The 14404-nt window shown below is 71.4% G+C and carries 16 protein-coding genes; 7 read left to right on the top strand and 9 right to left on the bottom strand.

Annotated features, from left to right (window positions below):
* Positions 1-15: 15 nt before the first annotated feature.
* Entirely contained in the window at positions 16-486 is a 471-nt protein-coding gene (locus MQP27_RS28870) for a DUF5709 domain-containing protein (protein ID WP_242768876.1), read from the top strand.
* A 33-nt stretch (positions 487-519) separates the two neighbouring features.
* Positions 520-792, top strand: coding sequence for a type B 50S ribosomal protein L31 (locus tag MQP27_RS28865; RefSeq protein ID WP_242768875.1), 273 nt, complete (start codon positions 520-522; stop codon positions 790-792).
* 50 nt (positions 793-842) lie between these two features.
* Here the strand turns inward: MQP27_RS28865 and MQP27_RS28860 are convergent, their stop codons facing one another.
* A complete protein-coding gene (locus MQP27_RS28860; protein ID WP_242768874.1) occupies positions 843-1637 on the bottom strand; it encodes a metal-dependent hydrolase in 795 nt (264 codons plus the stop codon).
* A 145-nt stretch (positions 1638-1782) separates the two neighbouring features.
* On the opposite strand from MQP27_RS28860, the gene MQP27_RS28855 reads away from it, so the two are divergent.
* Positions 1783-4296 carry a DEAD/DEAH box helicase gene (locus MQP27_RS28855; protein ID WP_242768873.1) on the top strand — a complete coding sequence of 838 codons (2514 nt, stop codon included), beginning with the start codon at positions 1783-1785 and terminating at the stop codon, positions 4294-4296.
* Positions 4297-4315: 19 nt separating this feature from the next.
* A complete protein-coding gene (locus MQP27_RS28850) occupies positions 4316-5182 on the top strand; it encodes an acyl-CoA thioesterase (protein WP_242768872.1) in 867 nt (288 codons plus the stop codon).
* Position 5183: 1 nt separating this feature from the next.
* On the opposite strand, the gene MQP27_RS28845 is transcribed toward MQP27_RS28850, so the two are convergent.
* Positions 5184-6065, bottom strand: a complete 882-nt coding sequence (locus MQP27_RS28845) for a DUF6397 family protein (protein ID WP_242768871.1) — start codon at positions 6063-6065, stop codon at positions 5184-5186.
* Between the two features lie 127 nt (positions 6066-6192).
* Positions 6193-6606, bottom strand: a complete 414-nt coding sequence (locus MQP27_RS28840) for a roadblock/LC7 domain-containing protein (RefSeq protein ID WP_242768870.1) — start codon at positions 6604-6606, stop codon at positions 6193-6195.
* Positions 6607-6699: 93 nt separating this feature from the next.
* Between MQP27_RS28840 and MQP27_RS28835 the strand changes: the two genes are divergently transcribed.
* Positions 6700-7128: a PPOX class F420-dependent oxidoreductase gene (locus MQP27_RS28835; RefSeq protein WP_242768869.1), complete on the top strand. Its 429-nt coding sequence runs from the start codon at positions 6700-6702 to the stop codon at positions 7126-7128.
* Between the two features lie 13 nt (positions 7129-7141).
* Here the strand turns inward: MQP27_RS28835 and MQP27_RS28830 are convergent, their stop codons facing one another.
* The 5 genes from MQP27_RS28830 to MQP27_RS28810 all read right to left on the bottom strand — a co-directional run bounded on the left by MQP27_RS28830 (position 7142) and on the right by MQP27_RS28810 (position 12147).
* Positions 7142-7747 carry a GTP-binding protein gene (locus tag MQP27_RS28830; protein WP_242768868.1) on the bottom strand — a complete coding sequence of 202 codons (606 nt, stop codon included), beginning with the start codon at positions 7745-7747 and terminating at the stop codon, positions 7142-7144.
* 179 nt (positions 7748-7926) lie between these two features.
* On the bottom strand, positions 7927-8340 hold the full coding sequence (locus MQP27_RS28825; protein ID WP_242768867.1) for a DUF742 domain-containing protein: 414 nt from the start codon (positions 8338-8340) through the stop codon (positions 7927-7929).
* 22 nt (positions 8341-8362) lie between these two features.
* Positions 8363-8800 (bottom strand): roadblock/LC7 domain-containing protein, encoded by a 438-nt coding sequence (locus tag MQP27_RS28820; RefSeq protein ID WP_242768866.1) that lies wholly within the window; start codon positions 8798-8800, stop codon positions 8363-8365.
* Positions 8797-11316, bottom strand: a complete 2520-nt coding sequence (locus tag MQP27_RS28815; protein WP_242768865.1) for a sensor histidine kinase — start codon at positions 11314-11316, stop codon at positions 8797-8799. Before MQP27_RS28815 ends, MQP27_RS28820 begins: the two co-directional genes overlap by 4 nt.
* 57 nt (positions 11317-11373) lie before the next feature.
* Entirely contained in the window at positions 11374-12147 is a 774-nt protein-coding gene (locus MQP27_RS28810; protein ID WP_242768864.1) for an MHYT domain-containing protein, read from the bottom strand.
* 152 nt (positions 12148-12299) lie between these two features.
* On the opposite strand from MQP27_RS28810, the gene MQP27_RS28805 reads away from it, so the two are divergent.
* Entirely contained in the window at positions 12300-12899 is a 600-nt protein-coding gene (locus MQP27_RS28805; protein WP_242768863.1) for a class I SAM-dependent methyltransferase, read from the top strand.
* 4 nt (positions 12900-12903) lie between these two features.
* Here the strand turns inward: MQP27_RS28805 and MQP27_RS28800 are convergent, their stop codons facing one another.
* Entirely contained in the window at positions 12904-13659 is a 756-nt protein-coding gene (locus MQP27_RS28800; protein ID WP_242768862.1) for an alpha/beta fold hydrolase, read from the bottom strand.
* Between the two features lie 124 nt (positions 13660-13783).
* On the opposite strand from MQP27_RS28800, the gene MQP27_RS28795 reads away from it, so the two are divergent.
* Complete coding sequence (locus tag MQP27_RS28795; RefSeq protein WP_242768861.1) at positions 13784-14308, top strand: PadR family transcriptional regulator; 525 nt, start codon at positions 13784-13786, stop codon at positions 14306-14308.
* Positions 14309-14404 lie beyond the last annotated feature (96 nt).

Below are 14404 nucleotides of genomic sequence, written 5' to 3'. Positions count from 1 at the left end.
CACCAGGAGGTAGCCGTGAACAGCGCCGACGGATGGGGTGACGACGTCTACCAGCCCGACGGATCCGAGATCCAGGAGGACTCGGGGCTGCTCGACGTCGAGGACACCCTGGACAACGACGGTGTCGGCGACCCCCTCGACCGCGGCTGGTCCCCGCCGGAGCGACCGTGGGCGGTGGAGCGCGACGACGTGACGGCGGCGGAGCGGCACCGCGGGGAGACGCTGGACCAGCGCCTCGCCGAGGAGCTGCCGGATCTCGTCGTGCCCGACGGCGACGGCATCGGCGACTGCGACGGCACGGACGGGGAACTCCTGGACAACGAGGTCGGTTCCGTCCGGTCCGGCCGCCTGGTGGCTCCCGACGAGGGCGCGCACGAGGACGAGGAGAGCGCGCTGGTCGCCACGGACGTGGGCATCGACGGCGCGGCGGCCTCCGCGGAGGAGGCCGCGATGCACATCGTCGACGAGGACGCCCTGTCCGGCTGACCCGTCGTTCCGCCGACCCGCCGAGGAGCCCGCATGCAGCAGGACAAGCACCCCGACTACCACGCGGTCGTCTTCCGTGACCGTGCCGCCGGCTACGCCTTCCTGACCAGGTCCACCGCGACCAGCGACCAGACCATCGAGTGGGACGACGGCGAGACCTACCCGGTGGTGGACGTGGAGATCTCCTCGGAGAGCCATCCGTTCTACACCGGCAAGGCCCGGACGGTGGACTCCGAGGGCCGCATCGCCCAGTTCGAGCGGCGCTACGGGGGCGGCGCGGGACAGGGCCCGGGCGGCGCGGGCTGAGGCGGCCTCGCGGCGGCGCGCGGGGGCTGCGGCATCGGCGGCCCCTTGGGTCAGATGAAGTTCAGCGCCGCCGCGCAGCCCACCCCGCCGAGCAGCATGAACACCGGCATCAGCACCTTGAGCTCGACCCAGCTGCCGGCGCGGAACCGCATGGCCTTCGGCGGGCCGATCGGGTACCAGCGCTTGCGGCCCACGGGGATCGGCCACAGGATCGGGCAGCCGGAGACGGTCAGTGCGTCGCCGATGTCGTGCACTATGGCGCCCAGCACGATCGGCAGCCCCAGCCACAGGTACTGCTGACCGGGCTCGGTGAACAGCCAGTCCGAACCGTTGCCCGGCTTGTCCAGGACGCCGGCGAGGATCCAGGCACTGGTCGCGGCCAGCAGCCACACCAACACATCGCTGCTGGAACCCCGGGCCGCCCGCCACAGCAGGCCCTCGATGGCCAGCACCATGTGGACGAAGAGGATGGCGAGCACCGCCCAACGGCCACCGGTGATGGCGGCGACCGACGTACCCGCACCGATCAGGACCGCCCACAGCCAGGTGTGGGTGAGGGTGCGGTGGCCGCCGGAGCGGCGCGGGTCGCCCTGCTTCCTCGTCGCCTTGTAGACGGCGTAGGAGAGCTTGTCGACGATCTCGCACAGGCCGCGCGACAGCGGACCGAAGGCCCTGGAGATCGTGGCCGCCTTGTGGTCCAGGTCCGGGGCGAGGGCGGCTCCGGCGCAGATCAGGGCGCCGACCAGGAGGACCGGCCAGGGCATCGGGTGTCCGGCCGCGGCGGCCGCCGCACCGACGCCGAGCCAGGCCGCGGCTCCCGACAGTGAGTGTGCTGGTCCCATCATGGCCGTTGCCCGCCCCATTCCTCTTGTGCCGCTGTCCAGTTGACCGGGTGCGCTGACGCTCCGTCGGCGACACAGCGTACTGGTCGTGATCTTCGCTGCCGCATCCGATTCCCCTATGAGGGAGGACGACAGGCAAGATGGGTCCGTGACACTCATCGATCAGCTGCCGCCGACCGCCGACCCCGACGCTCTCTACGAGGCCTTCGAGTCGTGGGCCCAGGAGCGCGGTCTGACGCTCTACCCCCACCAGGAGGAGGCGCTGATCGAGGTGGTCTCCGGCGCGAACGTGATCGTGTCGACGCCCACCGGCTCCGGCAAGAGCATGATCGCGGCAGGCGCGCACTTCGCGGCGCTCGCCCGCGACGAGGTCACCTTCTACACCGCGCCGATCAAGGCGCTGGTCTCGGAGAAGTTCTTCGAGCTGTGCAAGCTCTTCGGCACCGAGAACGTGGGCATGCTGACCGGCGACGCGTCCGTGAACTCCGACGCGCCCGTCATCTGCTGCACCGCCGAGGTCCTCGCGTCGATCGCACTGCGCGACGGCAAGAACGCGGACGTCGGCCAGGTCGTCATGGACGAGTTCCACTTCTACGCGGAGGGCGACCGCGGCTGGGCCTGGCAGATCCCGATCCTGGAGCTGCCGCAGGCGCAGTTCGTCCTGATGTCGGCGACGCTGGGCGACGTCTCCTTCTTCGAGCAGGACCTCTCGCGCCGCACGGGCCGCCCCACCTCGGTGGTCCGCTCGGCGACCCGCCCGGTGCCGCTCTCCTACGAGTACCGCTTCACGCCGCTCACCGAGACCCTCACCGACCTGCTGGAGACCAAGCAGGCGCCGGTCTACATCGTGCACTTCACGCAGGCGCAGGCCGTGGAGCGGGCGCAGGCGCTGATGAGCATCAACATGTGCTCGAAGGAGGAGAAGGAGCAGATCGCCGAGCTGATCGGCAATTTCCGCTTCACCACCAAGTTCGGCCGCAACCTCTCCCGCTATGTCCGCCACGGCATCGGCGTGCACCACGCCGGCATGCTGCCCAAGTACCGGCGCCTGGTGGAGAAGCTCGCCCAGGCCGGCCTGCTGAAGGTCATCTGCGGCACGGACACCCTCGGCGTCGGTGTCAACGTGCCCATCCGCACCGTGCTGTTCACCGCCCTGACCAAGTACGACGGCAACCGTGTGCGCACCCTGCGGGCCCGTGAGTTCCACCAGATCGCGGGCCGGGCCGGGCGGGCCGGCTTCGACACGGCGGGCTTCGTCGTCGCGCAGGCGCCCGAGCACGTGATCGAGAACGAGAAGGCTCTCGCGAAGGCCGGCGACGATCCCAAGAAGCGCCGCAAGGTCGTCCGCAAGAAGGCCCCGGAGGGCTTCGTCGCCTGGACGGAGAACACCTTCGAGAAGCTCATCGCCTCCGAGCCCGAGCCGCTGTCGTCCCGCTTCCGGGTCACGCACACCATGCTGCTGTCGGTGATCGCCCGTCCCGGCAACGCCTTCGAGGCGATGCGGCATCTGCTGGAGGACAACCACGAGCCGCGCAAGCAGCAGCTGCGGCACATCCGCCGCGCGATCGCGATCTACCGCTCGCTCCTCGACGGCGGCATCGTCGAGAAGCTCGACGAGCCGGACCCCACGGGCCGGATCGTCCGTCTCACCGTGGACCTCCAGCAGGACTTCGCGCTCAACCAGCCGCTGTCCACCTTCGCGCTGGCCGCCTTCGAGCTCCTCGACCCCGAGTCGCCGTCCTACGCCCTGGACATGGTGTCCGTCGTCGAGTCGACCCTCGACGACCCGCGGCAGATCCTCGTCGCCCAGCTGAACAAGGCGAAGGGCGAGGCCGTCGCCGCGATGAAGGCGGACGGAATCGAGTACGAGGAGCGCATGGAGCGCCTCCAGGACGTCACCTACCCGAAGCCCCTGGAGGAGCTGCTCTTCCACGCGTACAACACGTACCGCAAGAGCCACCCCTGGGTCGGCGACCACCCGCTGTCCCCGAAGTCCGTCATCCGCGACATGTACGAACGGGCGCTGTCCTTCACGGAGTTGGTCTCCTTCTACGAGCTGGCCCGCACCGAGGGCATCGTGCTGCGCTACCTCGCCAGCGCCTACAAGGCCCTCGACCACAACATCCCCGACGACCTGAAGTCCGAGGACCTGCAGGACCTCATCGAGTGGCTCGGCGAGATGGTGCGCCAGGTCGACTCCAGCCTGCTGGACGAGTGGGAGCAGCTCGCCAACCCGGAGGAGATGACCGCCGAGGAGGCCCAGGAGAAGGCCGACGAGGTCAAGCCGGTCACCGCCAACGCGCGCGCCTTCCGCGTCCTGGTCCGCAACGCGATGTTCCGGCGGGTCGAGCTCGCCGCCCTCGACCAGGTCGAGGAGCTGGGCGAGATGGACGCCGAGGCCGGCTGGGACGCCGACGCGTGGGGCGAGGCGATGGACAAGTACTGGGACGAGTACGAGGACCTCGGCACCGGCCCGGACGCGCGCGGCCCCAAGCTGCTGGTGATCGAGGAGGCGCCCAAGGAGGGCCTCTGGCGTGTCCGGCAGATCTTCGACGACCCGAACGACGACCACGACTGGGGCATCAGCGCGGAGATCGACCTCGCCGCCTCCGACGCGGAGGGCCGTGCGGTCGTCCGGGTCACCGACGTCGGTCAGCTCTGAGCCAAGGAGAGATCCCCGCATGACGAACCCGGCCGAGAGACTCGTCGACCTGCTCGACCTGGAGCAGATCGAGGTCAACATCTTCCGTGGCCTGAGTCCGCACGAGTCCCTGCAACGGGTCTTCGGCGGCCAGGTGGCGGGCCAGGCGCTGGTCGCCGCCGCCCGCACCACGGAGGGCGACCGTCCGGTGCACTCGCTCCACGCGTACTTCCTGCGCCCGGGCCGTCCGGGCGTGCCGATCGTGTACCAGGTCGAACGGGTGCGGGACGGCAGGTCGTTCACGACCCGCCGGGTCACCGCCGTGCAGCAGGGCCGCACGATCTTCAATCTCACCGCCTCCTTTCACAAGCCTGAGGAAGGACCCTTCGAGCACCAGCTGCCGCCGGCCCGCGAGGTCCCGGACCCGGAGTCCCTGCCGACGGTCACCGAGGAGATCCGCGAGCACCTGGGCGCGCTGCCCGAGCGTTACGAGGGGATGGCGCGCCGCCAGCCCTTCGACATCCGCTACGTGGACCGGCTGCGCTGGACCCCGGAGGAGATCAAGGACGCCGAGCCGCGCAGCGCCGTGTGGATGCGCGCGGTCGGTCCGCTCGGCGACGACCCGGTCGTGCACACCTGCGCGCTGACCTACGCCAGCGACATGACCCTCCTGGACGCCGTCCGCATCCCGGTCGAACCCCTGTGGGGCGCGCGGAACTTCGACATCGCGTCGCTGGACCACGCCATGTGGTTCCACCGGCCCTTCCGTGCGGACGAGTGGTTCCTGTACGACCAGGAGGCGCCCATCGTGACGGGCGGGCGCGGTCTGGCCCGCGGACGGATCTACGACCGGGCCGGGCGGCTGCTCGTGTCCGTCGTCCAGGAAGGGCTGTTCCGGGCGCTGTAGTTCAGGGATTCCTGCGGCGCAGCCAGCCCAGCAGGCCTCGGGAGCGTCCGGGGTCCTCGGTGGCGGGTTCCCTGCCGTCCGCGACCGGCGGCGCTCCGGCCGGTCGCGGTGCGGGGTCGCGTCGGCGGGCGTCGCCCACCGCACGTACGAGTTCGGCGCTGAGCCAGCCGACCTCGTCGGGGTCGTCCGCGTGGGTGAGGCGCTCGGTCAGCTGCGCTCCGGGCGATCCGGGGGCGCCGTAGGTCACCGCTTTGGGCAGGAACCGGCTCAGGTGCAGGCGCTCGTAGGGGTCCTGGACGACCTCGGCGACCTGGAGCGGGTCGAGCACGGAGGCGACGGCCGCCGCCTGGGCCCAGGGATGGTCGCCGGCCCGGCGCCGCAGGAAGGTCAGCTGCCGCTGTCGCCAGTTGCGGGCGCGCAGGTCCACGCCCTCCTGCACGAGTTCCCGGAAGCCCGCCGGGATGCGGCCGGTCAGCAGGTCCGCCTTGCTCTCGTCGGCCGCGAACTCCCGTAGTTCCTCGGCCAGATAGAGCCAGACCACGGCCCGGTAGCGGTTCAGGTAGAAGTGCACCGGCACGACGATGCCGAGCCGGGCGAGGCGGGTGAACCTGCCGATCGACACCTTCAGCAGGTCCGCTCCCTCCCTGGTGCCCACGGTCGCCAGGCGTTTCGTCAGCGTCTCGGGGAAGCCGTCCTCGCCCCGCAGCCGCTCGATCTCGGTACGCGGGACCCGCGGGCCTCCGCCCCCTTCGTCGGGCACGGTCCGGATGTACCCGAGATTGACGGCGAGGTCGAACTGTCCTCGCTTGAGCTCCAGTTCGCGGGCCGCGCGGCTCGGCGTGCAGGAGGTGCTGGATGGTGTGGTGACGGTGTTGCCCGACATGCTCGTCTCCCCCGTGGAGTGGTCGGCCCCGCGCCGTCCGCGTGGCCTCGGAAAAAAACCGTAGCCGCTGCGGCGGATCTTGTGGGGGGCCTGTGGATAACTCCACGGGAGAGGAAGAAGTCGCAGGTCAGGAGTCCGTGGGCGAGGGCCGTTCGGGCTGCCGGGCCTCCACGCCGAGATGTTCGCCGACCCGGTTGACCAAGAGGGTCATCTCGTAGGCGATCTGGCCGATGTCCGCGTCGGCGGCGCTGAGCACGCACAGACAGCTGCCGGTGCCGGCCGCCGTGACGAACAGCACCGCGTCGTCGAACTCCACCATCGTCTGGCGTACTCTGCCCGCGCCGAAGTGGCGTCCCGATCCCTTGGCCAGGCTGTGCAGTCCGGAGGAGACGGCGGCGAGATGCTCGGCGTCCTCGCGCCGCAGCCCCGTACTCGCTCCCGCCACCAGCCCGTCGTTGGACAGGACCAGAGCGTGCCGCACCTGTTCGACACGCTCGGTCAGATCGTCCAGCAGCCAGTCAAGTCCCTGGTTCTGCGCCATGTTTCGGTCTCCCCGTGAAACGAATCCCCCTCGCCGGAGGATCTCTGCGCCAGCCTTCCCCACCACCGGCCCCCGGGCAAGGAGGATGGGTCCATGGCACAGAAGATGACCGATGAGGAATGGCGGGCGTTCGTCTCGCACGGCACCCGCACCGCGAAGCTCTCCACCGTCCGGGCCGACGGCAGCCCGCATGTGACGCCGATCTGGTTCCTGCTCGACGGGGACGACGTCGTGTTCAACACGGCCGGTACGAGTGTGAAAGGGCGGAATCTGGTCCGTGACGGGCGCGCCGCGCTGTGCGTGGACGACGACCGACCGCCCTTCGACTACGTCGTCCTGCAGGGCCGGGCCCGGATCTCGGAGGATCCGGACGAACTGCGGTACTGGGCCAGCCGTATCGGGGCCCGGTACATGGGCGAGGAGCGGGCCGAGGAGTTCGGGGCGCGCAACGGCGTACCCGGGGAACTCCTCGTGCGCATCGCCGTCGACAAGGTCCTGGCCGAGAAGGCCGTCGCGGACTGAGCGGGCCGCCCGCTCAGCCGACCGAGTCGAGCAACCGGGCGGTGTGCATCCGCCCGGCGTACTCGACGAGCCGGATCAGCACCTCCTTCCCGGAGTCGCGGTCCCGGGCGTCGCAGAGCACGACCGGAGTTCCCCGGTCCAGGTCCAGGGCGCGTGAGACGTCCTGGGCCCCGTACCTGCGGGCGCCCGAGAAGCAGTTGACGGCGACCACGAACGGGATGTGCCGGTGCTCGAAGTAGTCCACCGCGGGGAAGCAGTCCTCCAGCCGCCGGGTGTCGGCGAGGACCACGGCGCCGAGCGCGCCCTGCGACAGCTCGTCCCACAGGAACCAGAAGCGGTCCTGGCCGGGCGTGCCGAAGAGGTAGAGGGACAGACCGGACCGGATGGTGATGCGCCCGAAGTCCATGGCGACGGTCGTGGTGACCTTCTGGTCCACGCCGTCCGTGTCGTCCACCAACTGTCCGGCCTCGCTGAGCAGTTCCTCGGTGCGCAGCGGCCTGATCTCGCTGACCGCGCCCACCAGGGTGGTCTTGCCCACGCCGAACCCGCCGGCGACCAGTATCTTCAACGCGAGTGCGGCCGTGTCGCCGCCCTGGGCATCGGAGTGCTCGGAGACCATCGATCACTTCTCTCGGGAGTGCCGGCAACGGTCGACGTCCATACGCATCATCACAACTGCGGCCCCTCTTCGGAGGATTGGACCGCTATTTGACCGATGCGACCGACTCGTTCCCTTTCGGGGTCCGGTTGGGTGTACGAGTCGGGGCCGGACGGGACCGGGTGGTTGTGAACTTTCATCTACAGCGCTCGCAGTCCCTCGATCACCTCGCGCAGAATCCGTTCGTCAGGAAGCTGTGCGGGTGGAACGGGACGACTGACGGTCACGCAGCCGAGCTCCAGCAGGTCGCCCAGCAGCACCCTGACCACGCCCACGGGCAGGTCGGCGCCCGCGGCGAGCTCCGCGACCGACTGGGTCTCCAGGCGGCACAGGTCGATCAGCGCCCGGTGTTCCGGGCCGAGCGCCGTGTCGTCGTCGACGCCGGGTGCTCCGGTGTCCAGGGTGACCAGCGCGATCAGGTCGAAGCGGACGCCGGTGGGTCCGGGTCTGGTGCGCCCGCCGGTCATGGCGTACGGCCGCACGAGGGGGCCGGCCTCCCCGTCGTACCACTGGCTGCCCGGCTGCTGCCCGGCGCCCGTCCTGTCCTCGATCATCTGCGCGGACCGCCTTCTCGGCTCATCGGGCGGCCGGCGGCCGGGCGCCGACCCGGGGCGCCGTGTACAGGTGCTCGCCGACGCGTTTGACCAGTCGTGCCATCTCGTAGGCGACCAGGCCGATGTCGGCCGTCACGGCGGTGAGCACGGCCAGGCAGGAGCCGTCGCCGGCCGCGGCCACGAACAGGAAGCCGTCGTCCATCTCCACCATGGTCTGGCGCACCCCGCCCGCCCCGAAGTGCCGGCCCGCCCCCTTGGCGAGGCTGTGGAAGCCGGAGGCCACGGCGGCCAGGTGTTCGGCGTCCTCGCGGCGCAGATCGGTCGACGCGCCGACGGCGAGCCCGTCGTTGGACAGCACCACGGCATGCCGTACCTCGGTCACGCGCAGCACCAAGTCGTCCAGCAGCCAGTCGAGTTCGCCGCCCCGCTGGGCGGCCCTCATGCTCGGGTCCTGGATCATGCGCGATCTCCTTCGCTGCTGTCGCTGCGCGCTGTGGAATCCGGGGTGGCGCCACGGCCCGGCTGCCTGCCGCCGCCGCGCGCCCAGCCGTCCCGATACGCCGCCATGCGGTCCCGTACGGCCTCGGGGGTGCGCTCGTCGTCCCGCGCGGGGTCGGCCGGCTGCGCGGCCGCTTCCTCGGAGCGGTGCTCGCGCAACTGGGGGGCGAGGTGTGCCTGGCGTACGCGGCGGGGCAGGTCGTCGGAGTCTTCGGCGTCGTCCTCTGGGCGGTGCAGGCGCAAGGTGGTGACTCCGGGGGGTGGGGTGTCGGACGCCGCCTCCACCGCCGCCGGTGCGTGCGCCGCCAGCGCGGGCCGCTCGGCCATGGCCGGTACGGCTTCCTGGGGCGCCGCGGCGCGGGGCACGCGCGCGTAGTCGCGTTCTTCCGTCCGCTCGGCGTCCGCGGCCTTGCTGGGGGAACGTTCCGCCGCGCCGCCGTGCAGCAGCGCGGTGGGCAGCAGGACGACCGCGGTGGTGCCACCGTAGGGCGAGGTGCGCAGGTGCACCTTGATGCCGTGCCGGGCGGCGAGCCTGCTGACCACGAAGAGGCCGAGCCGGTCGCTGTCGAAGAGGTCGAGGGCCTCGGACTGCTCGATGCGGCGGTTGGCCTCGGTGAGGGTCTCCTTGCCCATGCCCAGGCCGCGGTCCTCGACCTCCACGGCGTAGCCGTTGCCGACGGGTTCGCCGGTGATGCGCACGCGCGTGTGCGGAGGTGAGAACTGGGCGGCGTTCTCGACGAGTTCGGCAAGGAGGTGGGTGAGGTCGGCGACGGCCGCGCCGACGACGGACGCCTCCGGGAGCTGCCGTACCTCCACGCGCGCGTAGTCCTCGACCTCGGAGACGGCCGCACGGACGACGTTGGTGAGCGAGACCGGCATGCGCCAGGCGCGGCCGGGTGCCGCTCCGGAGAGGATGATCAGGCTCTCGGCATGGCGCCGCATACGGGTGGTGAGGTGGTCGAGCCGGAAGAGGTCGCTCAGTTCGTTCGGGTCGTCGGAGCGCCGCTCCATGCTGTCGAGCAGGCTCAGCTGGCGGTGGACGAGGACCTGGCTGCGGCGGGCGAGGTTGACGAAGACGCCGGAGATGCCGCTGGCGAGTTCGGCGCGCTCGACGGCGGCGCGCAGGGCCGCGCGGTGCACGGTGCCCAGGGCCTCGGCGACCTGTCCGGCCTCGTCCTCGGCGGGCGGTCCGGGCGGGGCCTCGGCCTGGATGTCGATCTCCTCGCCGGCGCGCAGCCTGCGCATGGCCTCGGGAAGGTTGCGGCGGGCGATCTCCAGGGCGCTGTTGCGCAGGCTCACCAGCTCGACGACCAGTCCGCGGCCGATGCGTACGGAGATGACCAGCGAGGCGGCCACGGCGGCGAGGCCGAGGAGGACCGCGGCGCCGGCCGGGGTGAGCAGGCCGCGGGTGAAGGGGTCGGCCCGGTCGGCGACCTGGCTCCCGGCGTTCGCCTCGATCGTCCGCATGCCGTCCTGCACACGCGCGTGCGCCGTGCCCCAGTCGGCTTCGGGTGACGCCTTGGTCGGGCCGGGCGTGCCGGTGACGACCTTGTCCTCGACGTCGCCGAGGGCGACGTACGCACTGCTGCCGGCGAGGGTGCGCCAGGCCTGACGCTCTCGGCCGCTCAGGTCGGCGACGGCGGCCGCGGTGAGGGTGCGGCGGGTGTCGACGGCGCCGGTGAACAGCCGCAGCCGCTCGCCGGTGAGGCCTTCGACGAGGGGTGCGCCGGCGAGTACGGCGTCCTCCTGGGCCAACGCCTCGCCCGCACGGGAGAATTCGAGCAGTACGCGCGCGTCGGAGCCGAGGTCGGCGTCCTGGATGCCGGTGAGCGCGCCGCCGACTCCGAAGGCAGTGGCGATGGTCCTGGTGTACTGCCCGTAGGTCTCGTCCCAGCCGGCGCGGCCGTCGAGCACCTCGATACGCAGCGAGCGAAGTTGGCGGGTGCCGTCGACGAAGGTCTCCAGGCGCTGGGCGACTCCGGCGGGCAGCTCCTCGCTGTCGGCGACGGTGTTGTCGTCGCCGAGCCGTAGCTCGGCCACGGCACGGTCGGTGCGGTCCGCGAGCTTCTTGTAGTCGCCGCTCTGCCCGGCCCGCGGGTCGGTCGCGTAGCGGACGGCGGCGACGCGTTCGGCCTGCAGTGCGGCCACGGCCGCGGCGACGGGGGTACGGATCTCGGAGTCGACGCGCTGCAACTGCCGCAGCCGGGAGACGTCCTGGGCGGTGCTGACGGTGGCGTACGCCCACAGGGCGAGCAGGGAGACGACCGGCACCATCAGCAGGCAGACGATCTTGGCCCGTACGGTGCGCGGCCGTATCCGCCAGCGGCTCCCGCGCGCGGGCGGCTCGTCCGGTATCGCGCCCGCGGGCTCGTCCGGGGCCTCCTCGGCCGGGGGTCCGGCGTGGGCACGGCGGCCGCGCACGGGCGCTGGGGGTGGCGTCTCGGCGCCGGGGCTGGGGGTCCTACGGGGTGTTCGCATGGCCTCCTCGCTCGGGAGTGGTTCGGGGGCGTGCCTGCGGGTGCAAATCCGCCGCCGCTAGTGGGCCACGCTCTCCACCGGCCGCTGGGCGGAGGCGGACGCCTCGCGCTCGCCGGTCGTCGGCGACAGCGCGACGAAGGCCGAGGTCAGGAAGAGGTAGGAGCCGAGGCCGACGGCGAGGGGGAAGATGAACTGCATCGCCGTGGCCCCGGCCAGGGCCTCGCCGGAGGGCGTGACGCGGACGCTCACCGCGAACATCGCGGTGTAGTGCATGCTCGTGACGGCCGCCCCCATGATGAGCGAGGCGACGGTGACGGCGACCGGCGACTTGATGTTGAGCGCCGCCCACAGGGCGGCGGTCGCCGCCACGACGGCGATCAGGACGGAGAGCGCGACGAGTGCCGGGTCGTAGCTGACGTGCCCGTGCAGCCGTACCGCGGCCATGCCCAGGTAGTGCATGCTCGCGACACCCAGGCCCGTGGTGAGGCCGCCGAGGAAGAGCGCGCGGGCGCGGTCCTTGCTGTAGCCGACGGCGAAGACGCCGGCGCAGACGACGATCATGGCGACGAGCAGGCTCACGATCGTGAGCGGAACGTCGTAGCGGATGTCGGTGCCGCTCACGCCGAATCCGAGCATGGCCACGAAGTGCATGGTCCAGATGCCGGTGCCGATCGCCGAGGCCGCGGTGACGAGCCAGTTGCGGCGTGAGCGTCCGGTGGCGCCGAGGGCGCGGACGGTGCAGCGCAGCCCCAGGGCGGCGCCTATGCAGGCCATCACGTACGACAGCACGGGGGTCAGCCAGCCGAAGGTGGCGTGGTCCAGGTGTCCCATGGCCCCGGGACGCTAGTCGGAGCAGAGGCGCGCAAAGGGGGCGCATTTCGAAAGGTGTTGCAATATGACGCAGACGTGCACCGGAACGATCGCGTCACGCTCGAACGTGTGCACCGCGGCGTCATCCGTGTCGGTGAGGGATCATGCGGAGCATGAGCGACGACCACACACATGTCCAGGAGTTCTTCGGCGTCCGCGCGGCCGACTGGGACAGCCGCTTCCCGGACGACGGCCCCGCCTACGCGGCCGCGGTGGCCGAACTCGGGCTGCGCGAGGGCGGCCGGGTGCTGGACGCGGGCTGCGGGACGGGACGGGCCCTGCCGCCGCTCCGTGCCGCCGTGGGGCCCTCGGGAGTGGTGGTCGGGGCCGATCTCACCCCGGAGATGCTCCAGGCCGCCGTACGGGCCGGCAGGGGCCGTGACGGGCGGTTGCTGCTCGCCGACGTGGCCGCGCTGCCGCTGCGGTCCGGGTCGCTCGACGCCGTGTTCGCCGCCGGCCTGATCGCGCATCTGCCCCGGCCGGCCGAGAATCTGCGGGAGTTGGCGCGCGTGGTGCGTCCCGGCGGGGTGCTCGCGCTGTTCCACCCGATCGGGCGGGCGGCGCTCGCGGCGCGACAGGGCCGGCAGATCACACCGGACGATCTGCGGGCGGAGCCCAATCTCCGCCCCCTGCTGGCCGGTTCGGGCTGGCGGATGACCTCGTACGTCGACGAGGACGCCCGCTTCCTCGCCCTGGCCGTACAGGAAGGCTGACCCCTCAGAAGCGGCCTGCCACCGCGGCCGCGAAAGCGTCGGGGTTGTCGAACATGACGTTGTGCCCGGCCCCCGGCACGGTCGTCACCCGTACGCCCGCCGCCTCCAGGCCTTCCCTGCCGTCGAGTTCACCGCTCAGCTCGCCCTGCAGGTACACGCGGTCGATCGGCAGGCCCTCGAGGATGTCACGCATGACGGGATCCGATCCGCGCCTGAGGCCGACGGCCGACCGGTGGAGGGCGCGCGGGTCGGCCAGCCGCATGGTGGCCGCCCACAGCGGGCCGACCTCCTCCAGCACGCGCGCGTGGGCGCCGTCGACGAATTCGTCCTCCCCGTAGGAGGCGATACCGCTGCTGCCCACGGTGGGCGGCGGGTAGGCGTCGAGGTTGGCCTCGGTCAGCACCAGCCGTGAGACGAGCTCCGGCCGCCTGCGCGCGAGCACGATGGCGACGGCACCGCCCATGCTGTGCCCGACCAGTTCGGCACCGGCGGTCTCCGCCGCGTCCAGGGCGGCGGCCAGCGCGTCGGCGTGGTCCTCCAGCGTGTAACCGAAGTGTTCGGGGCGGTCGCTGATGCCGTGCCCGGGCAGGTCGACGAACAGGCTGCGTCGGCCCGCGAGTTCACGTCGGCCCGCGATGTGCGCGTGGTACACCGCCGACACCGAGCCCAGCCCGTGCACGTACACGCGCGCGGGTTCCTCGCCCGGGGTCTCCGTCCACCGGATGCAGCTCCCCTTGCCGTCGAACACGGCGTGTCTCATTTCATCCTCCCCATGACGTCCCGATCGGCGTCTCCGCGCCAAGAACAATACATCGATTACGAGGTATTACGGAAGCGATGCATTTCAGATCCGATGTACAGCGCACATGAGGGAGAATGCGCTCATGCTGGAGCTCGCCATCCTCGGTTTCCTGTACGACGCCCCGCTGCACGGCTACGAGCTGCGCAAACGCATCACCGCGCTGACGGGCCATGTGAAGCCCGTCGCGGAGAGCACGCTCTACCCGGCGATCAAGCGACTGGAGAAAGCGGGCCTGCTGGGCCGCGCGACCGAGCCCGGGGCCGTGGCCGCGCCCCGGCACGTCCTGACGCTCACCGAGGAGGGCAGGCGGGAACTGCGGCGCAGGCTCGCCGAGCCCGCCCAGCAGGACATCACGGACGAGAACCGCTGGTTCACCGTGCTCGCGTTCCTCCGCCACCTGGACGACGCCCCGGCACAGGCCGGCGTTCTGCGGCGCAGGCTGGCGTTCCTGGAGGAGCCGGCGAGCTTCTTCTACGACGGTGAGCGGCCGCTGCGCGCCGAGGAACTGGACGATCCGTTCCGGCGCGGGCTGCTCACCATCGCGCGTGCGACGTCGCGGGCCGAACTCGCCTGGCTGCGCGAGACGATCGCGTCACTCGACGACTGACGTGCTTCACCGCACCGTCCCCCTTCTGCCGCCGGGGCTCCAACTCTACGTTGAGTAGCAGGAGATGAGCGATCAGCGATGACAACCACGCAGGGG

Source organism: Streptomyces cylindrosporus (genome assembly GCF_022698165.1).
In the GTDB taxonomy this organism is placed as follows: Bacteria; Actinomycetota; Actinomycetes; order Streptomycetales; family Streptomycetaceae; genus Streptomyces; species Streptomyces cylindrosporus.
The sequence above is the reverse complement of the archived record's forward strand: the minus strand, read 5'-3'. Positions and strand labels throughout refer to the sequence as shown.